The 18,351-nt window shown below is 58.7% G+C and carries 17 protein-coding genes; 11 read left to right on the plus strand and 6 right to left on the minus strand.

The annotated features are described in order from the left end of the window. The first annotated feature begins 7 nt into the window (after positions 1-7). The 5 genes from ugpE (at position 8) to QSV77_RS14095 (ending at position 5,502) form a co-directional block, all read left to right on the plus strand. The gene (gene ugpE / locus QSV77_RS14075) at positions 8-850 is read left to right on the plus strand and encodes a sn-glycerol-3-phosphate ABC transporter permease UgpE (RefSeq protein ID WP_142840892.1); all 843 of its coding nucleotides are present in this window, start codon (positions 8-10) and stop codon (positions 848-850) included. 10 nt (positions 851-860) lie between these two features. Further along, positions 861-1,961 (plus strand): sn-glycerol-3-phosphate import ATP-binding protein UgpC, encoded by a 1,101-nt coding sequence (locus QSV77_RS14080; RefSeq protein ID WP_302733848.1) that lies wholly within the window; start codon positions 861-863, stop codon positions 1,959-1,961. 110 nt (positions 1,962-2,071) lie between these two features. Continuing rightward, positions 2,072-2,584 carry a cupin domain-containing protein gene (locus tag QSV77_RS14085; RefSeq protein WP_302733849.1) on the plus strand — a complete coding sequence of 171 codons (513 nt, stop codon included), beginning with the start codon at positions 2,072-2,074 and terminating at the stop codon, positions 2,582-2,584. A 241-nt stretch (positions 2,585-2,825) separates the two neighbouring features. Continuing rightward, a complete protein-coding gene (gene gshB, locus QSV77_RS14090) occupies positions 2,826-3,785 on the plus strand; it encodes a glutathione synthase (RefSeq protein ID WP_302733850.1) in 960 nt (319 codons plus the stop codon). 184 nt (positions 3,786-3,969) lie between these two features. Further along, positions 3,970-5,502 carry a YifB family Mg chelatase-like AAA ATPase gene (locus QSV77_RS14095; protein WP_302733851.1) on the plus strand — a complete coding sequence of 511 codons (1,533 nt, stop codon included), beginning with the start codon at positions 3,970-3,972 and terminating at the stop codon, positions 5,500-5,502. Positions 5,503-5,720: 218 nt separating this feature from the next. Here QSV77_RS14095 and cysK read toward each other — a convergent pair whose 3' ends face one another. The 3 genes from cysK to dut all read right to left on the minus strand — a co-directional run bounded on the left by cysK (position 5,721) and on the right by dut (position 8,010). Further along, entirely contained in the window at positions 5,721-6,689 is a 969-nt protein-coding gene (gene cysK / locus QSV77_RS14100; RefSeq protein WP_142840897.1) for a cysteine synthase A, read from the minus strand. Positions 6,690-6,844: 155 nt separating this feature from the next. Next, positions 6,845-7,462: a LysE family translocator gene (locus QSV77_RS14105; RefSeq protein WP_302733852.1), complete on the minus strand. Its 618-nt coding sequence runs from the start codon at positions 7,460-7,462 to the stop codon at positions 6,845-6,847. Positions 7,463-7,539: 77 nt separating this feature from the next. Continuing rightward, a complete protein-coding gene (dut, locus tag QSV77_RS14110) occupies positions 7,540-8,010 on the minus strand; it encodes a dUTP diphosphatase (RefSeq protein ID WP_302733853.1) in 471 nt (156 codons plus the stop codon). A gap of 89 nt (positions 8,011-8,099) precedes the next feature. Between dut and QSV77_RS14115 the strand changes: the two genes are divergently transcribed. The 3 genes from QSV77_RS14115 (at position 8,100) to QSV77_RS14125 (ending at position 11,315) form a co-directional block, all read left to right on the plus strand. After that, entirely contained in the window at positions 8,100-9,683 is a 1,584-nt protein-coding gene (locus tag QSV77_RS14115; protein WP_052820301.1) for a peptide chain release factor 3, read from the plus strand. Between the two features lie 70 nt (positions 9,684-9,753). Next, positions 9,754-10,959, plus strand: coding sequence for a bifunctional phosphopantothenoylcysteine decarboxylase/phosphopantothenate--cysteine ligase CoaBC (coaBC, locus tag QSV77_RS14120; protein WP_302733854.1), 1,206 nt, complete (start codon positions 9,754-9,756; stop codon positions 10,957-10,959). Then, positions 10,956-11,315: an MmcQ/YjbR family DNA-binding protein gene (locus tag QSV77_RS14125; RefSeq protein ID WP_142840900.1), complete on the plus strand. Its 360-nt coding sequence runs from the start codon at positions 10,956-10,958 to the stop codon at positions 11,313-11,315. The genes coaBC and QSV77_RS14125 overlap by 4 nt, the downstream gene beginning before the upstream one ends. A 41-nt stretch (positions 11,316-11,356) precedes the next feature. On the opposite strand, the gene QSV77_RS14130 is transcribed toward QSV77_RS14125, so the two are convergent. The 3 genes from QSV77_RS14130 to ubiE all read right to left on the minus strand — a co-directional run bounded on the left by QSV77_RS14130 (position 11,357) and on the right by ubiE (position 15,160). Further along, the gene (locus QSV77_RS14130; protein ID WP_142840901.1) at positions 11,357-12,292 is read right to left on the minus strand and encodes a sterol desaturase family protein; all 936 of its coding nucleotides are present in this window, start codon (positions 12,290-12,292) and stop codon (positions 11,357-11,359) included. Between the two features lie 480 nt (positions 12,293-12,772). Next, a complete protein-coding gene (ubiB, locus tag QSV77_RS14135) occupies positions 12,773-14,347 on the minus strand; it encodes a 2-polyprenylphenol 6-hydroxylase (protein WP_269700206.1) in 1,575 nt (524 codons plus the stop codon). A 36-nt stretch (positions 14,348-14,383) separates the two neighbouring features. Continuing rightward, entirely contained in the window at positions 14,384-15,160 is a 777-nt protein-coding gene (gene ubiE / locus QSV77_RS14140; protein WP_302733855.1) for a bifunctional demethylmenaquinone methyltransferase/2-methoxy-6-polyprenyl-1,4-benzoquinol methylase UbiE, read from the minus strand. Between the two features lie 142 nt (positions 15,161-15,302). On the opposite strand from ubiE, the gene mutM reads away from it, so the two are divergent. From mutM to rpsT, 3 genes are all read left to right on the plus strand, one after another. Continuing rightward, positions 15,303-16,199 carry a bifunctional DNA-formamidopyrimidine glycosylase/DNA-(apurinic or apyrimidinic site) lyase gene (gene mutM / locus QSV77_RS14145; protein ID WP_302733856.1) on the plus strand — a complete coding sequence of 299 codons (897 nt, stop codon included), beginning with the start codon at positions 15,303-15,305 and terminating at the stop codon, positions 16,197-16,199. 47 nt (positions 16,200-16,246) lie between these two features. Continuing rightward, on the plus strand, positions 16,247-17,020 hold the full coding sequence (locus QSV77_RS14150; protein ID WP_302733858.1) for an enoyl-CoA hydratase: 774 nt from the start codon (positions 16,247-16,249) through the stop codon (positions 17,018-17,020). A 194-nt stretch (positions 17,021-17,214) separates the two neighbouring features. Next, the gene (rpsT, locus tag QSV77_RS14155) at positions 17,215-17,481 is read left to right on the plus strand and encodes a 30S ribosomal protein S20 (RefSeq protein WP_003493474.1); all 267 of its coding nucleotides are present in this window, start codon (positions 17,215-17,217) and stop codon (positions 17,479-17,481) included. Positions 17,482-18,351: the final 870 nt, after the last annotated feature.

Raw genomic sequence — 18,351 nt, forward strand, 5'->3', positions numbered from 1 at the left:
AAAGACGATGTACAAGACAAAACCCCTCGACCATCTGGTGCTGATAGCAGGTGCGCTGTTCCTGATATTGCCTGTTGTCGTGGCTTTCATGACCTCGACGCATACGGCGGCGGAAATCCATCGCAGCGGCCTGGCGATCATCCCGGGCGACAATTTCGTCGAAACCTATGAAAAGGTCCTGACCCAGAAGGGCGGCTTCACCGGGCAGATCACCGGCCTCAACATGGTGCTCAATTCGCTGATCCTCGGTATTGGTTTTGCCGTTGGCAAGATCGTGCTGTCGATGACGGCGGCCTATGCGATCGTCTATTTCCGCTTCCGCTTTGCCACACTCGCCTTCTGGATCATTTTTACGACGCTGCTCCTGCCGCTCGAAGTGCGCATCATGCCGTCCTACGAGGTGATGAGCAAACTTGGCCTCTTGAACTCCTATACCGGCTTGATCGTGCCGCTTCTGGCGTCTGCAACGGGCACCTTCTATTTCCGGCAGTTCTTCAAATCCATTCCGGAAGAATTGCTGGAGGCCGCCCGTATCGACGGGGCAGGGCCGTTCAAATTCTTCATCGATGTCATCATCCCGCTGTCGCGCACCATGATGGCGGCGATCTTCATCATCATGTTCGTTTATGGCTGGAACCAGTATCTTTGGCCGATGCTCATGACGACGGATGAGAGTTTCTTCACCTTGATGCGCGGCATCAAGTCGATCCTGCAGGTCTGGGTTGGTTCGCAAATTCCCGATTACAACGAAGCTTTCGCGCTCGCCGTTCTGGCCATGCTGCCGCCGGTGCTGATCGTCATCGTATTCCAGCGCTGGTTCATCAAGGGCCTCACAGAGAGCGATAAATAAGGAGACCGAAATGGCCGCTATAGAAATCAGTCAGGTCTGCAAGGATTATCATGGCGGCGTGCGCGCCGTGCATCACGTCGATATCGACATCAGGGATGGCGAGTTCATCGTTCTCGTCGGTCCGTCCGGCTGCGGCAAGTCCACGCTCCTGCGCATGGTGGCCGGGCTTGAGGACATCTCCGAAGGCACGGTGAAGATCGGCGACCGGGTGGTCAACCAGGCTGATCCCGCCGACCGCGATATTGCCATGGTGTTCCAGAATTACGCGCTTTATCCGCATATGTCGGTGCGCCAGAACCTGGAATATGGGCTTAAGAACCGCAAGACGCCGAAGACGGAAATCGATGCACGTGTGGCTGAAGCCGCCCGTATGCTGCAGCTCGAACCCTACCTGGATCGCAAACCGCGCGCCCTTTCCGGCGGCCAGCGGCAGCGTGTCGCCATGGGCCGTGCCATCGTTCGCAAACCGGCTGCCTTCCTGTTCGATGAGCCTCTGTCGAACCTCGATGCCAAGCTGCGCGTCTCGATGCGCGGTGAAATCAAGCGCCTGCAAAAACGCCTCGGCACCACCTCCATCTATGTCACCCATGATCAGCTAGAGGCCATGACGCTGGCTGATCGTCTGGTAGTGTTGAATGGCGGCCGCATCGAACAGATCGGCGCGCCGCTTGATGTCTATCACACCCCCGCATCCACCTTCGTCGCCAGCTTCATCGGCTCTCCCGCCATGAACCTGCTGAATGCGGAACTGCATGGCGATAGCCTCGCCATCGGTCCGTCACTGTTTGCACTGAACGGTTTTGCCCCCGCTTCAGGGTCGGTGACGGTGGGCATGCGGGCGGAGGATTTCCGCATTGCCGCGGCGGGCGAGCAGGGCCTTGCGCTGCGTGTCGATTATATCGAGGAGCTGGGTTCGCAGCGCCTCGTGCATGGCATGATCGGCGATCAGAACCTGACAGTGGCTTTCCCGCCGGATGTCGAGGTTCCGGCCGCATTGTCGGTGACGATAGCGCCGGAAAAACTGCACTTCTTCTCCAACGAAACCGGCAAGCGCATCGCCGGCAAGGCGGAGCAGGTCCAGGTACAGCCCGCTCAGCTGGCAACGGCCTGATCACGTCGGAAGAAATCGGCGCGATGACTAAAATTGCGCCGATTGTCAAAACCGCTTTGTTACGATCCCGATGATAGAAGACCTCCAATATTTCACGGGGGTTTTCTCATATGTCGTTCAAAATGATGTTCGCGGCGGCTGCAACCATGGCGATCCGCACGATGCCAATATTGCCGGCCTATCTGCGCGGAGCAAAAGACGAGGCCGTTGTCAGCGCATCCTGCACCGATCTGCGACTTCAGCCAGCCCCCATCAATCCTGACTGGATCATCTCCGGCGATCCCCAGGCGCGCGCGGCCGATCATTCCCGAAGCGGTGACCGCGCTTCCAGCACCGCCATGTGGGATTGCACAGCCGGTGAATTCCGCTGGTTCTTCGGCTGGGATGAAACCGTCTATATTCTGGAAGGCGAGGTGCATGTGACGGCCGAAGACGGTTCGGTCAGCATCCTGCGGGTTGGCGACGTCGCCTATTTCCGGGCGGGAACATGGGCCACCTGGCGGGTGGATGACTATGTCCGCAAGGTTGCCTTCATGCGTCGTCCATTCCCCCGGGCGCTGGCGCTGGTCTATCGCGTCAAGAACAAGCTGTTTTCCGGCAGTTCCTACAAGCTGGCGGCCTGAAACGGTAAAACAATTCAAACGACGGGGCCTTCCGGCGCCGTCGGGGGAATTGTGAAGGTTCAATAAAACTCACACAAAGCACCGCTTGCAGCAGTTGCGTTTGAATGGTCGCTGCCCTACATCTTCAGGGTTTTCTGAAGCATTTCCGGGTCTCTCCCGGGCTTGCCGGGAAGCTTGAAAAGACGGGACAATGGGCATTGTGGGCCGCAGGGCATCCCTATGCTGCAAGAGGAACATGCGCATGGCGAAAATCAAGAACGTCGCGATCCAGATGGATCATGTCTCCGGCATCAACATTGCCGGTGATTCCACTTTCGCCATGAGTCTTGAGGCGCAGGCGCGCGGATACCGGCTGTTCCACTATACGCCAGACCGTCTTTCCATGCGTGACGGCAAGATTTACGCCACCGTCGAGCAGATGGAGTTGCGCGACATAAAGGGCGACCATTTCTCGCTGTCGGAACCGGAGCGCGTTGATCTTTCGACCATGGATGTCATCCATCTGCGTCAGGATCCGCCATTCGACATGGCCTATATCACCTCCACGCATCTGCTGGAGCGTATTCATCCCAAGACGCTTGTTGTCAATGACCCCGCCTGGGTGCGCAACTCGCCGGAAAAGATTTTCGTCACTGAATTCGCCGATCTGATGCCGAAGACCTTGATCACCAAGGACGTGGCCGAGATCGCCCGGTTCCGCAATGAAATGGGCGATATCATCCTCAAGCCGCTTTATGGCAATGGCGGTGCCGGTGTCTTCCATTCGGCGCGTGACGACCGCAATTTCTCCTCGCTGCTGGAAATGTTCGGCCAGATGTTCCGTGAGCCTTACATCGCCCAGGAATACCTGCCTGACGTCCGTAAGGGCGACAAGCGCATCCTTTTGGTGGATGGCGAGCCGGTGGGCGCAATCAACCGCGTACCGGCAGAAAACGATGCCCGCTCCAACATGCATGCCGGTGGCCGGCCAGAGCCGACGGAACTGACGGCGCGCGAGAAGGAAATCTGCCGCCGCATTGGTCCCGCCCTGCGCGAGCGTGGTTTCCTCTTTGTTGGTATCGATGTGATCGGCGATTATCTCACGGAGATCAACGTCACCTCACCGACCGGCATTCGTGAAGTGCAGAAATTCGGCGGTGCCGATGTGGCAAGCCTGTTGTGGGACGCCATCGAGAAAAAGCGCGAAACTCAGGATTTCTGAGGCGATTTCCGACCGAACTCCATTTGTTCCATGGACACAACTAGACACAACTAAAATACATCGCCCGCGTGAAATTGTTCACCGGATGTTCTTGTTTTATTCTTTGCCTTATGGCACGTTGCTTGCGGGTGGCCGCCACAGGGCATGAAGCTCTGATGTCGCGGCCGGTTTGCGGGGGCAGGCCATGGTGGCGAAAGTCAATACGGTTGCATTTCAGGGCATAGAGGGTGTGCCCGTCGAGGTGCAGGTCATGGTCGCACCCGGAAAGGTCGGCATCCAGATCGTCGGCCTGCCGGACAAGGCGGTGGCCGAAAGCCGGGAGCGGGTGCAGGCGGCACTACATGCTTCGGGTCTGGCGCTTCCGGCAAAAAAGGTGACCGTCAATCTCGCGCCTGCCGATCTGCCAAAGGAAGGCTCGCATTTCGATCTTCCAATTGCTCTGGGGCTCATGGCCGCTTTGGGCGCCATACCGGCAGAGGCGCTCGGCCAATATGTGGTTCTCGGCGAACTTAATCTCGATGGCACCATCGGCATGGTCTCTGGCGCGCTGCCGGCGGCCATCGGCGCCAACGCTCTAGGCAAGGGCCTGATCTGTCCGGCTGAAAGCGGTCCGGAAGCGGCCTGGGCCGGTGCCGGCATCGATATCCTTGCCCCGCGCAGCCTCATAGCGCTTGCCAATCATTTTCGCGGCACGCAGCTGCTTTCGCGCCCCGTGCCCGCCATCCGGACCAGTCCGGTCAATCTGCCCGATCTGGCGGATATCAAGGGGCAGGAAAGCGCCAGACGTGCGCTGGAAGTGGCAGCGGCTGGTGGCCATAATCTGCTGATGGTCGGTCCACCCGGCTCCGGCAAATCCATGCTTGCCGCGCGCCTGCCGTCCATCCTGCCGCCGCTTGAGGCGGCAGAGTTGCTGGAAGTGTCCATGGTTCATTCCATCGCCGGCCAATTGTCGGGCGGCAAGCTTTCAGACCGCAGGCCGTTCCGCACGCCGCATCATTCCGCCACCATGGCGGCTTTGATTGGCGGCGGATTGCGCGCCAGACCGGGCGAGGCTTCACTTGCCCATCACGGCGTTCTTTTTCTGGATGAATTCCCGGAATTTTCGCCGCAGGTGCTGGATGCTTTGCGCCAACCGCTGGAGACGGGTGAATGTATCATTGCCCGGGCCAATCACCGCGTCAGCTATCCGGCGCAAATCCAGCTCGTGGCGGCGATGAACCCGTGTCGGTGCGGCATGGCAGGAGAGCCGGGCTTTACCTGCGCCAGAGGTCCGCGTTGCGTGACCGATTATCAGGGCCGCATTTCCGGTCCGCTGATGGACCGTATCGATATCCGTATTGATGTTCCTGCCGTTTCCGCCACTGATCTCATCCGCCCCGTCGCGTCCGAGCCGAGTGCGGTGGTTGCCGCCCGTGTCGCCAATGCCCGCCTCGCCCAGCAGGAGCGTTATGCGACGGCGGGGTTTCCTGCCATTCGTACCAATGCCCGCTGCACGACGACCTTGATCGAAAAATATGCCGAACCGGATGCCTCCGGGCTGCAATTGCTGCGCGATGCCGCCGAACGGCTGAAGTTTTCCGCTCGCGGTTATCATCGTATTCTGAAGGTCGCGCGAACATTGGCCGACCTGGACGGCAAACAAATAGTCGGCCGCATCCATGTGGCGGAAGCCGTGTCCTATCGTATCGCGGGTGAGAGGTTGCCGACGGCGGCTTAGAGCCGTGATGCTTGCGCGCTTTGTTGGAAGAGTTTGGAGGCAGTCCCTGAAAAAGCTCCGCCCCTTCTCGGTAGGCAGATGCGAAAGCACGATCTGAGGCGCATCGCGTGAAACCAGCCGAATGTGGGGCGTTCTGAAACGCTTATGCCGCCAGCGGTGCCGGCGGCATGATAAATCTCGATTCCTTGGTCCGCGATAGCGCGTACCGGATGGGGTCGTTAGAGCCCAAGACCTTCGAACAGCGCCGTCGAAAGGTAACGCTCCGCAAAGGAAGGAACGATGACAACGATGTTCTTGCCGGCATTTTCCTCACGCGCGCCGACCTTGATTGCCGCCGCCAATGCTGCACCCGAGGAGATGCCGACAGGTACGCCTTCCAGCCTTGCCGCGAGACGCGCGATTTCGAAAGCCTCGTCATTGGTGACGGTGACGATCTCGTCATAGATGCCGGTATCGAGGATGGCGGGTGCAAAACCAGCGCCGATGCCCTGGATCTTGTGAGGGCCGGGGTTACCACCGGAGAGCACCGGGCTGTCGGCGGGTTCCACCGCAATGACCTTCACTTCCGGCTTGCGGGATTTCAGAACCTGACCCGTGCCGGTGATCGTGCCACCCGTGCCGATGCCGGAAACGAGAATGTCGACCGTGCCGTCAGTATCGTTCCAGATTTCTTCTGCCGTCGTCTTGCGGTGAATATCCGGATTGGCGGGGTTTTCGAATTGCTGCGGTATGATGGCGTCGGGAAGCGTCTCGGCCAGTTCCTGCGCCTTGGCGATTGCGCCTTTCATGCCCTTCGGACCTTCGGTCAGCACCAGTTCGGCACCGAGCAGGGCCAGCATTTTCCGACGCTCGACCGACATGGTTTCCGGCATGGTCAGGATCAGCTTGTAGCCCTTGGCCGCGGCAGCAAAGGCAAGCGCGATGCCGGTATTGCCCGAAGTCGGCTCCACCAGCGTCGTTTTGCCGGGGGTGATCTTGCCCTGCGCTTCCAGCGCTTCGATCATGGCAACACCGATGCGGTCCTTCACGGAGGCGATGGGGTTGAAAAACTCCAGCTTGGCAAGCAGGTTGGCCTTCACGCCCTTTTCTTTCGCCAGCTTGTCCAGCCGCACGATCGGCGTATCGCCGATTGTTTCCGTAATCGAGGAATAGACGCGTCCGCGTCCGGGCTTTCTGGCTTCAGGCATGATGCTCTCCTGTATGAAGGCCACAGAATAGTGGCCGCAAGATTTGAGCGGCAGAATAGGAGTAATCGCCCTGTCAGGCTAGCGAACGTTCATCCTTATATGGCCGGTTTACCGGAAAAATTTCACGATAAACTGGGTAAATGCACGAAATTATTTTAGGCGCTGCGGATGGCGATCATGGTCGCCGTTCCGGCCAGAATGCCCGCCGCCGTGCGGTTGAGGATTGTCAGCGCGCTCGGCCGTTTCAGGAGGTTGCGCGCCTTGGCCGCAAGCAGGATGTAGGGCAACAGAACGGCCATCAGCACGACGAAGGTGAGGGCGAGGAGTGTCGCATATTCCGACGGGCCGATCATGCGGATGTCGATCAGCGTCGGCACCAGCGCCACATAAAACAGCATGGTTTTCGGGTTGCCGAGGGTGATCAGCAGGCCGGACAGGAAGGACATCGGCATGCTGGTGCTTTTTTTCGCCTTCAGGTCCTGCGGCAAAAGGCCGGCGGTCCAAAGCTTCCAGGCGATATAGAGGAGATAGGCCGCACCGGCGAATTTCAGCACCATGAAGGCTTCCTGAAATGTCTGCGCCACGAAGGCCAACCCCAGTATCACGCCGGTCAGGTAGATCATGTCGCCCAGCACCAGCCCGAGGCCCATGAAGAAGGTTTCCCGAAAGCCCGAACCCAGCGCCCGCGCCACGATCGCCGTCATGCCGGGGCCGGGAATGGCAGCGGCAATGAAGAGGGCAGTGGCATAGGCCAGAAGGGTCGTCAGTGTCATGATCATGTTTCCCGGAAAATCCGCTAGATCAATAGCGAAATTGCCGGGTAAAAACAATCGATCATGCGGCTTGCCGGTCAGACCCCGGTCGAGCCGAAACCGCCGGCGCCACGCGCCGTCTCGGAGGTTTCCGTCACTTCGCTCACGGTAACCTGCGTCACCGGCGCAATTACCATCTGCGCAATGCGCATGCCGCGCTCGATGATGAAATCATCCTGCCCCAGATTGGCGAGAATGACCTTCACTTCGCCGCGATAATCGCTGTCCACCGTGCCGGGAGAATTGAGGCAGGTGATGCCGTTCTTGATGGCAAGGCCGGAGCGGGGACGGATTTGCGCCTCATAACCGGATGGAATTTCGAAGATGAAGCCGGTCGGCACCAGTGCCCGTTCACCGGGTTTCAGGGGCAGCGGTTGATCTGCAGGCACCGCGGCGCGCAGGTCCATGCCGGCAGCACCACCGGTTTCATAGGACGGCAATTCGAGGCCTGCGCCATTGGCGAGGCGGACGAGGCGAAGAGGGGGGCGATTGTCATTTTGAATGGTCATGCGGCATTAGTTTGCGCAGATCGCGGCAAGGTCAATTGCAAATGCGGGCCTGAAACGCTAGATAGCCCGCAATTCACAGGATTTGTCAGATGGCCGAAACACTTGCCGAGGCGGTCTCCCGCCGCCGCACCTTTGCTATTATCGCGCACCCGGACGCGGGTAAGACGACGCTTACCGAAAAGCTGTTGCTGTTCGGCGGAGCGATCCAGCTTGCCGGTGAAGTGAAGGCGAAGAAGGATCGCATCCAGACCCGTTCGGACTGGATGAAGATCGAGCGCGAGCGCGGCATTTCGGTCGTCACCTCGGTCATGACCTTCGAATATAACGACCGCGTCTTCAACATTCTCGATACGCCCGGCCACGAAGACTTCGCCGATGATACCTACCGCACGCTGACGGCGGTGGATGCGGCGATCATGGTTATCGACGCCGCCAAGGGTATTGAGCCACGCACGCTGAAGCTGTTTGAAGTCTGCCGCATGCGCGATATTCCGATCATCACCTTCATCAACAAGATGGACCGCGAAAGCCGCGATCCCTTCGAGATATTGGATGAGGTTGAGGAAAAACTGGCGCTGGATACCGCGCCGATCACCTGGCCGGTGGGACGGGCGAAAAGCTTCTGCGGCGCTTATAATCTCGCCGAAAACACCTTTCGCGGCAATGATACGCAGGTGGAAGGCCTCTCCGTCAACGGTCCGCAGGCGGTTGCCGATCGGCTGCCGGAAAACGAACGCAAGGTCTTTATCGAAGAAACGGAACTGGCGCTGGAAGCCTGCCGCCCCTTTGACCGTCAGGCGTTTCTCGAAGGCCACATGACGCCGGTGTTCTTCGGCTCTGCGTTGCGCAATTTCGGTGTGCGCGACCTCATCAATGCGCTCGGCGATTTCGCACCGCCGCCGCGCGATCAGGTGGCGGATACCCGCACCGTGCATGCGGCGGAAGACAGGATGACGGCCTTCGTCTTCAAGATTCAGGCCAATATGGACCCCAACCACCGCGACCGCATCGCCTTTGCCCGCATCTGCTCCGGCAAGCTGGAGCGCGGGATGAAGGCGCGTTTGTCGCGCACCGGCAAGCAGATGGGGTTGACCGCGCCACAATTCTTCTTCGCCTCGCAGCGCCAGCTCGCCGATACGGCCTTTGCGGGTGATGTGGTCGGCATCCCCAACCACGGCACGCTGCGCATCGGTGATACGCTGACCGAGGGTGAAAACCTTGTTTTCCAGGGCGTTCCGAACTTCTCGCCGGAAATCCTGCGCCGCGTGCGGCTGGAAGATGCGATGAAGGCGAAGAAGCTGAAGGAAGCCCTGCAGCAGATGGCGGAAGAGGGCGTCGTGCAGCTCTTCTCGCCGGAAGACGGTTCGCCGGCCATCGTCGGCGTCGTCGGCGCGCTGCAGCTGGACGTATTGAAGGAACGGCTGATGGGCGAATACGGCCTGCCGGTCTCCTTCGAAATGTCGCGCTTTTCCGTCTGCCGCTGGATTTCATCCGATCAGCCGGCGGAGATGGATAAGTTCCTCAACGTCAAGCGCGGTGATATCGCCCGCGATCTGGATGGCGATCCGGTGTTTCTGGCGCAGGACGCCTTCTCATTGCGCTATGAGTCCGAGCGTTTTCCAGCGATCAAGATGGTTGCGATCAAGGAATATCACGTCGCCAAGGCGGCGTGATATCAGCCGGATTGCACTTTGAATGCCAAGGGCTTAGTTTCCCGGTGAAACGGGAAACTGGTCCGGCATCATGACGCTTTCAGGCAAACATATTCTCCTCATCATCTCCGGCGGCATCGCGGCCTATAAGAGCCTCGATCTCATCCGCCGCCTGAAAGAGCGCGGCGCGAAGGTGACGCCGGTCATGACGAAGGGCGCCCAGGAATTCGTCACCCCGCTGGCGGTCGGCGTGCTGTCTGCCACCCACGTTTTCACCGAGCTTTTTTCCAGACAGGACGAGCAGGATGTCGGCCATATCAGGCTGGCGCGCGACTGCGACCTCGTGCTGGTCGCGCCCGCCACTGCCGATCTCATGGCCAAGATGGCGCATGGTCTGGCCGACGATCTTGCTTCTACCATCCTTCTCGCGACTGACCGCAGGGTGCTGATCGCGCCCGCCATGAATCCGAAAATGTGGACGGCGAAACCGACGGCCCGCAATGTCGAAACGCTAAAAAAAGACGGCGTGTTTTTTATCGGACCCATGGCGGGCGAGATGGCGGAGAAGGGTGAGGCAGGTCTTGGCCGGATGGCGGAGCCGTTGCAGATCGTTGAAGCCGTTGAGACGCTTTTGGACAATGGCCCCAAACCACTCAAGGGCAAGAAGGCCATCGTCACTTCCGGTCCCACGCATGAGCCGATCGATCCGGTACGCTATATAGCCAACCGCTCGTCGGGCAAGCAGGGCCACGCCATTGCGGCGGCTCTCGCGGAACTGGGGGCGGAGGTGACGCTGGTCTCAGGCCCGGTCAACCTCGCCGATCCGGCTGGAGTCACAACGATCCATGTCGAGCGTGCCGAAGAGATGCGTGATGCGGTGATCTCAAAGCTCCCGGCGGATATCGCAGTCATGGTCGCCGCCGTCGCTGACTGGCGCGTGACAGGTTCATCGGAACAGAAGATCAAGAAGCAGCCGGGCGATGCACCGCCCGCGCTGCAATTGACGGAAAACCCCGATATCCTGAAAACCGTCGGCCACCACGAAAAGCGCCCGAAGCTGGTGGTGGGTTTCGCCGCCGAAACACAGGACGTTGAGAAGAACGGTCGCGCCAAGCTGGAGCGTAAGGGCGCGGATTATATTGTCGCCAATGATGTCTCGGCTGAGACCGGCATCATGGGTGGAGATCGAAACAGCGTGAAGATCATATCGGCGGACGGTATTGAGGCCTGGCCGGATCTCGACAAGGCCGACGTCGCAAAACGTCTGGCAGCCCTTATCGCGGAGAAACTCGCATGAGCCTGTTTGATCGCAAGACATTCGACAGAGTGCTGGGCGAATGGCCGGGCGTGCGTTTCGTCGATCAGTGGGATTCCCATGTCGCCAAGGTCGGCGACAAGGTCTTTGCCGTGCTGGGTGAGCGGGTGGATTGGCGTCTGGTGGTAAAATGTTCGGAGGAAAGTTTCGAAATCCTCACCTCGCTGGAAGGCATCGGTCAGGCGCCCTATTTTGCCAAACGCAAATGGATATCGATCGGTGACCATTCACCGCTCGAGCGAGAGGAGCTGGAGCATTATGTGCGCCGCTCCTATGAACTGGTTGCGGCCGGCCTGACGAAGAAACTGCGCTCTGAGCTGGGCATATTCTTCGACTAGAGCGTTTTCGCATTTCGGAGAAAAGCGGGAATGCTCCAACCTCACATGCCGGGCGTTTCGCCTGAATTGTCTTTTGTGTTTCGACCAATGATCTGGCGAACGCCCTCCTTGGTGAAGGGCTGAAAAAGCTGGGGCAGAAAGCCCTTCGCAATTTGCCCCTTGATACCGATATTGGTGGAGGACGGGCGATCGGGATTGAAATAGCTGCCGAACAGCTGGTCGAATATGACGAGATTCTCGCCGTAATTGGTGTTTCCCTCGGGAAGCTCCTTGGAATGATGCCAGCGGTGCAGCCGCGGCGTGCTGAACACATAGTCCAGCGGGCCGGTTTTCATATCGACATTGCAATGGGTCAGAATGCCGATGAAGGCGGTAACGGCGCCAAGCCACCAGAAAACGTGCAAGGGTGCGCCCATCAAATAGAGCGGAAGCTGACTGAGTGCGATCTTGAAGAGCGAATCCGCCACATGAAAGCGACCGGTATTGACCACCCAGAGTCGGACGACGCTGTGGTGCAGGGCATGGAAACGCCAGAAGAACACGGTCTCATGCGCGATACGGTGCGCCCAGTAGAGGCCGAATTCAGCGATGGTGACCGCAAGTGCGACCTGAATGATCATCGGCAGGTCGGAAGGCCACAGATTGAACCGCATGGCCGCAAGCGGCTGCAGCACATTGGCGGTCAGCATCGGAAAGATTGCTCCCGCAACGGCGGCAAGCTGGACCAGACCCTTGGTCAACAGCGTGTGGCCGATGCTCGTCGCGGTTTCGCCATCGCCCTGAAGCCACTGAACCTCATAGGGGATATAACGTTCCAGGAGAAACAGGCTCAACACCGCGCCCGCATAGACGCAGAGAAACGCCATGATGGGATGGCTGCTGTTGAAGGCGAAATAGGAGCCGACAAGGCCGAAGAAAAACACCATCGGCCACGAACAATAGACAAGGGCCTGTTTCACTGCCTGAGTTTTTGCCATGAATTTCAATTCCCGTCCGGCAATCATCTACCATTCAACCAGCGACGCAACTCTCCGCAGGATCGCGGTTGCCCGTCGCTGACGCGCCCGTCCCTGCATGGATCGGTGCGCGGGGGCCGCATCGGCCGATAATAATCCCATCCCCTGCGACCATACCTGTCACTGCGTCGCAATTCCCGCTTCAGCTCGCCGCAACTGCGCGGCTTGCCATCGCTTATGCTGCCATCCGTACAGGGATCGTAGACCCTGTGTTGCGCCACTGCTTCCGGCACTGCGACCGGTTGAAGACTGAAGAATAGCGAACCAACCAGAAGGGTTAACAGTCGCATAGGCCACCTGTTTCGTTGAGAAGGTCAGGTCACTATTCTTCGTTAGATTGCATGAGCATGGCATGCGGTCGTCACGTCGGTTTGAAAGGTGGTTTTTGGTAACTGAGGTGCCCAACCGTGACATCGCGCACCTCCAAGGTTCAGATATGTCTTAGCTGATTCGGATGGCAATATAGAGAAGCGTCAGCGCGATCACCCAGAGCGCAATCCGCCCCCATTTGGTGTGGCGCGCTTCCGCCTTGCCGATGGCTTCGGCTGTCTGGGCATCGAAACGCAGGCCGTTCTCGCTCATATACATCAGCTCGGAATGCAGCTTTTCCGTCTTGGCGGCGATCTCGGGTGCCGCTTCGGCAAGCTTTAGAGCGGCCTTCATGCCGTCTTTCAGATCGGTGACGATGCGCTTGGGACCGAGATTGTCCCTGATCCAGCCGCCGACGACCGGATCGGCCGCCTTCCACATGTTGAAGCGCGGGTTGAGCATGCGTGATACGCCTTCCACCACCACCATGGTCTTTTGCAGCATCACCAGTTCCGGCCGCGTCTCCATGTCGAAAAGTTCGGTCACCTCGAACAGCAGGGTCAACAGCTTGCCCATGGAGATCGTCTCGGCCGGTTGCCCGTGGATCGGCTCGCCAATGGCGCGGATCGCCTGTGCGAAGCTGGCTTTATCGTGATGGCCCGGCACATAACCGGCCTCGAAATGCACCTCTGCCACCCGCATGTAATCGCGCGTGATAAAGCCATAGAGGATTTCGGCGAGGAAGCGGCGTTCCTTTTTGCCGAGCCGTCCGGCAATGCCCATATCCACCGCGACGATCATGCCCTTGTCGTCGACGAAGAGATTGCCGGGATGCATGTCGGCATGGAAAAAGCCGTCGCGCAGCGTGTGCCGCAGGAAAGACTGGATCAGCGTATCGGCCAGTTGGTTCAGGTCGTGACCGGCGGCCTTCAGCCCCTCGATATCCGACATCTTGACGCCGTCGATCCACTCCATGGTGACGACATCGCGGCCGGTGCGTTCCCAGTCGACTTCCGGAACACGGAAACCGGGATCATCCTTTGTGTTTTCGGCAAGCTCGGAAAGGGCGGCGGCCTCGAGCCGCAGATCCATCTCGATCTTGGTTGTCTGTTCCAGCGTGCGTGTCACCTCGACCGGCCGCAGACGGCGGGCTGAACGGACAAAGCGCTGCTGCAGGTCGGCGATCAGATACATCGCCTCCAGATCGTTCTGGAAACGCTGGCGCACGCCGGGACGAATGACCTTGACGGCCACCTTGCGTGGTCCCTTCGGCGTATCCACCATTGCCGGATGAACCTGGGCGATGGAGGCGGCCGCGATCGGGTCACCGAATTCCCTGTAGAGGTCGGAAACCGTGCGTCCGAGCGAGCCCTCGATATTGGCCTTCGCCGCGGCAGCCGGGAAAAATGCCATGCGATCCTGAAGGCTTGCGAGATCGTCGGCGAAATCGGCTCCCACCACATCCGGCCGGGTGGCCAGAAACTGGCCCATCTTCACATAAGACGGTCCAAGCCGCTCGACGGCCGTTGCCAGCCGGTCGCTACGCTGCGCTCGTTTGGCCTTGCTGCGGGCGAAGGGCTTCAGCAACGCTTTCAGCATTTGCGCGGGAGCAGGAAGGTCGTCGGAGGGCAGGGCCAACACGACGCCTTCGCGCACGAGAACCCAGCCAACCCTTGCGAGGCGGAAATATGCGCCCAAAGTGCTCATGCTTATGCCTGTCTCCTGCTTCTGCTGGCCATGCTCTTAAAGCTTCCAGCCGGAATGCAGGGCGGCGATGCCGCCGGTGTAGTTGGTGTAGGACACGCGGGAGAAGCCGGCGGTGCGGATCATCGCCGCGAAATCCTCCTGATTGGGGAATTTGCGGATCGACTCGACCAGATATTGATAGGGTTCGGCGTCGCCGGTGATCATCTTGCCAAATTGCGGAATGGCGTTGAACGACCAGGCGTCGTAGACGCGGTCGAGCAGCGGCATTTCGACCTCTGAAAATTCCAGTACCAGCAGCCGCCCGCCACGTTTCAGCACGCGATGGGCCTCCTTCAGCGCGACATCGATGCGCGGCACGTTGCGAATGCCGAAAGCGACCGTATAGGCGTCGAATGAATTCGCCTCGAAGGGCAGTTCTTCGGCATTGGCCTCAACGAAGGTCAGATTGTCGGAAAGCTTCTTTTTTGCCGCACGTTCCTCGCCGACCGCCAGCATCGAGCCATTGATATCGAGAACGGTGGCGTGCGCCAGACGGTTGGAGGCCTCGACGATGCGAAACGCGATATCGCCGGTGCCACCCGCCACGTCCAGAACCTTGTAGGAAGCATCCTTGCGCGGCGAAAGCGAAGAGACCATGGCGTCCTTCCACAGCCGGTGCAGGCCCGCCGACATCACGTCGTTCATGATGTCGTAGCGCTTGGCCACCTTGTGGAAGACCTCGTTGACCAGCCCCTGCTTTTTGCCTTCGTCCACCTTGTGGAAGCCATAGGACGTTTCCATGCCGCCTTCTGCGGTCGTACGGGCGTCGGTCATCGTCTGTCTCCATTTTATTGCGTGGCGGACCATAGCGGAAACGCCATGGCGACGCTATCTGTTGCCGCATCGCCTGGGCGCGACATTTCGCGTGCATTGTATAGACCACATGGTCCTAACGATAAACTGCCGGATAAGCCAGATGCCAGAATTGCCAGAAGTCGAAACTGTCAGACGCGGTCTTGCCCCCGCTATGGAAGGGGCAAGGGTTCGCAAACTCCACCTTGGCCGCCCCGATCTGCGTTTTCCGTTCCCGGAGGATTTCGCGACGCTGATCGAAGGCAAAACGATCATATCGCTTGGACGCCGGGCGAAATATCTTTTGATCGAACTGGAGGATGGGCTGACGATCATTGCCCATCTCGGCATGTCCGGCTCGTTTCGTATCGAGGCGGACGCGGATGAAGCCGGCAATACGCCCGGCACGTTTCATTATGCCCGCTCAAAGGATGGCAAACACGACCATGTCGTCTTTCATCTGGATAAGGGCGAAGAGCGCGTCTGCGTCATCTATAATGATCCGCGCCGCTTCGGCTTCATGCATCTGGTGGAGCGCAACAAGCTCGATCTCTATCCGGCTTTTGCCGAGCTTGGGCCGGAACCAACAGGCAATGCATTGAGCGCCAATTATCTGGCGAGCCGGTTTGAGGGCAAGAGCCAGCCCTTGAAAGGCACGCTGCTGGATCAGAAGGTCATTGCCGGCCTTGGCAATATCTATGTCTGCGAGGCGCTGTGGCGCGCGCATCTTTCTCCCTTACGGGCAGCGGGAACGCTGGTCACGACATCAGGCAAGCCCAAAGCGCAGCTCATCGATCTGACGGAAAAAATCCGTGACGTGATCGCGGACGCTATCGCCGCCGGCGGCTCCTCACTCCGCGACCATATACAGACAGACGGGACACTCGGTTATTTCCAGCATTCCTTTTCGGTCTACGATCAGGAAGGCCAGCCTTGCCGGACACCCGGCTGCGGGGGTACGGTTGAGAGAGTGGTACAGGCCGGTCGTTCGACCTTTTATTGCGCCGCCTGCCAGAAGTGACTGAGCCAAGAGTAATGGGCCGCAACAACGGAGAAGGGGAGATTGCCGTGGACTATGAAACGATACTGGTCGAAAAGCGTGATGAGGTGGGCGTCATAACGCTCAATCGCCCCAAGGCGCTCAACGCTCTCAACTCGGTGCTTCTGAAAGAGCTGCGGCACATTCTCTCTTCATTCTCCACCGATGATTCCATTGGTGCAATCATCATCACCGGCTCGGAAAAGGCATTTGCCGCAGGCGCCGACATCAAGGAGATGCAGGGGCTGGATTTCGTCGACGCCTATGTCGGTGATTTTCTCGGCGGCTGGGATGAGGTTGCGTCAACGAGGAAGCCGGTCATCGCTGCCGTTTCGGGTTTTGCGCTCGGTGGCGGCTGCGAGCTCGCGATGATGTGCGATTTCATCATTGCTTCGGAAACGGCGAAGTTCGGCCAGCCGGAGATCACCCTCGGCGTCATTCCCGGCATGGGCGGCTCACAGCGGCTGACACGGGCAGTGGGCAAGGCAAAGGCCATGGATTTGGTTCTGACCGGCCGCATGATGGATGCGGCGGAGGCCGAGCGTTCAGGCCTCGTCTCGCGCATCGTTCCGTCCGCAAATCTGATGGAGGAGGCTGTGGAAGCTGCTACCCGTATCGCTTCGCTGTCGCGTGCCTCTGTTCTTATGGCCAAGGAAAGCGTCAATCGCTCCTTTGAGATGTCGCTGGCCGAAGGCCTGCGATATGAAAGGCGGTCCTTTCAGTCGCTCTTTGCAACGGCGGACCAGAAGGAGGGCATGGCGGCCTTCATCGAAAAACGCAAACCCGTTTTCCGGAATCGCTAAGGAGTCGGAATATCGGCGTTTTCCGCCATTTGCGCGTTGACGGGCGTGCGCTTTAGCGGTATATGCCCGCCCACGGTTAAGGAAAGCCATCCGGCTTGTCCGAAATTACTCCCGCATTCTTGGGTTAAGTGAGGTCGTCGAACGACCCGATCCTCTGGTTGCGGAATTTGGTTTGAATTCGAAGAGAGGCATACATGGCCAATACAACTTCGGCGAAAAAGGCGACCCGCAAGATCGCTCGCCGTACCGCAGTCAACAAGGCTCGCCGTTCGCGCGTTCGCGGCTTCATTCGCAAGGTCGAGGAAGCAATCGCTTCCGGCGATCTGGCTGTTGCCACCGAAGCTCTGAAGGCTGCTCAGCCCGAGATCCAGCGCGCAGCTACCCGCGGCGTCCTGCATGGCAACACCGCATCCCGCAAGGTGTCGCGTCTCGCACAGCGCGTTAAGGCTCTTTCGGCCTAATCCGGCTAATCACAAATAACTATTCAAAAAGCCTGGTCTTTTGACCGGGCTTTTTGTGATTCTAACTGCCTGTTAATCATTCCTGCCGTAACGTGACAAACGCGTGTCAGATGGACGACAGGAAATATTAAATAAAAACAATGGCTTGCCGGAGGTCTCTCGGAAAATGGGAAGCTTTCTCTACGGAAGTCGTGACGAGTTTTGAGTCAAGAAGATTTTTATTTTTTTGCCAAAACAGGCTCTCTAAAATTGCCAAAATTGAATCTCATTGATTCATAAGCGATTCTGCTTCGGGCCTTGCCCGTGATGCAAAACGGCCTTTGTGAGTCAATGGCCGATCTGAGTTTTTGCAGAAAAAACGCCATTGATCTCTCCCCACGATCCTGCCTAAATGCATTCCAACAAGGGGTGCGGATCTCAGTCCACAGATTATCTCGATGATCGTATCGACGATATTCACCTTCTTGCTGGCGGGTCTTTCGGGGCCCGTTTTCTCAGGTCATGGAGCTTTTTGCGCCGTTTCGGTCTCGGAACGGGCAGGGGTTTTTTGTCCTCAAGCATACGCCTTAGGGTTGTGGCGAAAGGAGCGTCTTTAGCGTGTCGCAGGCCTCTCCATGAGGGGGAGGGAAATGGGATAACCGGCTCGCAAACAAGTAGTAGCCTTTGATGCTCTTTCGAGGGGAGCACTGAAGGCCGGAATAATACGAGGGGGATCTCTGGCGATCGATTTTTGATCGTCAGGCTATGATTGGCAATTTGAAAGGCGGCAATATGCAATTGAATTTGGCGATGGGTGCGGTGGCTGATGGGGACCGCGCACCGAAGGCATGTGATGCAGCTTGCTCTGATGCGGCAGGGGACAAATCGGCA

The sequence above is a fragment of the Agrobacterium sp. V1 genome (genome assembly GCF_030518355.1).
Classification (GTDB): domain Bacteria; phylum Pseudomonadota; class Alphaproteobacteria; order Rhizobiales; family Rhizobiaceae; genus Agrobacterium; species Agrobacterium cucumeris.

Bases quoted from the DNA above. Each gene is read 5' to 3' on its own strand.
- ugpE (WP_142840892.1), top strand. From the start codon at position 8: ATGTACAAGACAAAACCCCTCGACCATCTGGTGCTGATAGCAGGTGCG.
- QSV77_RS14080 (WP_302733848.1), top strand. From the start codon at position 861: ATGGCCGCTATAGAAATCAGTCAGGTCTGCAAGGATTATCATGGCGGC.
- QSV77_RS14085 (WP_302733849.1), top strand. From the start codon at position 2,072: ATGTCGTTCAAAATGATGTTCGCGGCGGCTGCAACCATGGCGATCCGC.
- gshB (WP_302733850.1), top strand. From the start codon at position 2,826: ATGGCGAAAATCAAGAACGTCGCGATCCAGATGGATCATGTCTCCGGC.
- QSV77_RS14095 (WP_302733851.1), top strand. From the start codon at position 3,970: ATGGTGGCGAAAGTCAATACGGTTGCATTTCAGGGCATAGAGGGTGTG.
- cysK (WP_142840897.1), bottom strand. From the start codon at position 6,689: ATGCCTGAAGCCAGAAAGCCCGGACGCGGACGCGTCTATTCCTCGATT.
- QSV77_RS14105 (WP_302733852.1), bottom strand. From the start codon at position 7,462: ATGACACTGACGACCCTTCTGGCCTATGCCACTGCCCTCTTCATTGCC.
- dut (WP_302733853.1), bottom strand. From the start codon at position 8,010: ATGACCATTCAAAATGACAATCGCCCCCCTCTTCGCCTCGTCCGCCTC.
- QSV77_RS14115 (WP_052820301.1), top strand. From the start codon at position 8,100: ATGGCCGAAACACTTGCCGAGGCGGTCTCCCGCCGCCGCACCTTTGCT.
- coaBC (WP_302733854.1), top strand. From the start codon at position 9,754: ATGACGCTTTCAGGCAAACATATTCTCCTCATCATCTCCGGCGGCATC.
- QSV77_RS14125 (WP_142840900.1), top strand. From the start codon at position 10,956: ATGAGCCTGTTTGATCGCAAGACATTCGACAGAGTGCTGGGCGAATGG.
- QSV77_RS14130 (WP_142840901.1), bottom strand. From the start codon at position 12,292: ATGGCAAAAACTCAGGCAGTGAAACAGGCCCTTGTCTATTGTTCGTGG.
- ubiB (WP_269700206.1), bottom strand. From the start codon at position 14,347: ATGAGCACTTTGGGCGCATATTTCCGCCTCGCAAGGGTTGGCTGGGTT.
- ubiE (WP_302733855.1), bottom strand. From the start codon at position 15,160: ATGACCGACGCCCGTACGACCGCAGAAGGCGGCATGGAAACGTCCTAT.
- mutM (WP_302733856.1), top strand. From the start codon at position 15,303: ATGCCAGAATTGCCAGAAGTCGAAACTGTCAGACGCGGTCTTGCCCCC.
- rpsT (WP_003493474.1), top strand. From the start codon at position 17,215: ATGGCCAATACAACTTCGGCGAAAAAGGCGACCCGCAAGATCGCTCGC.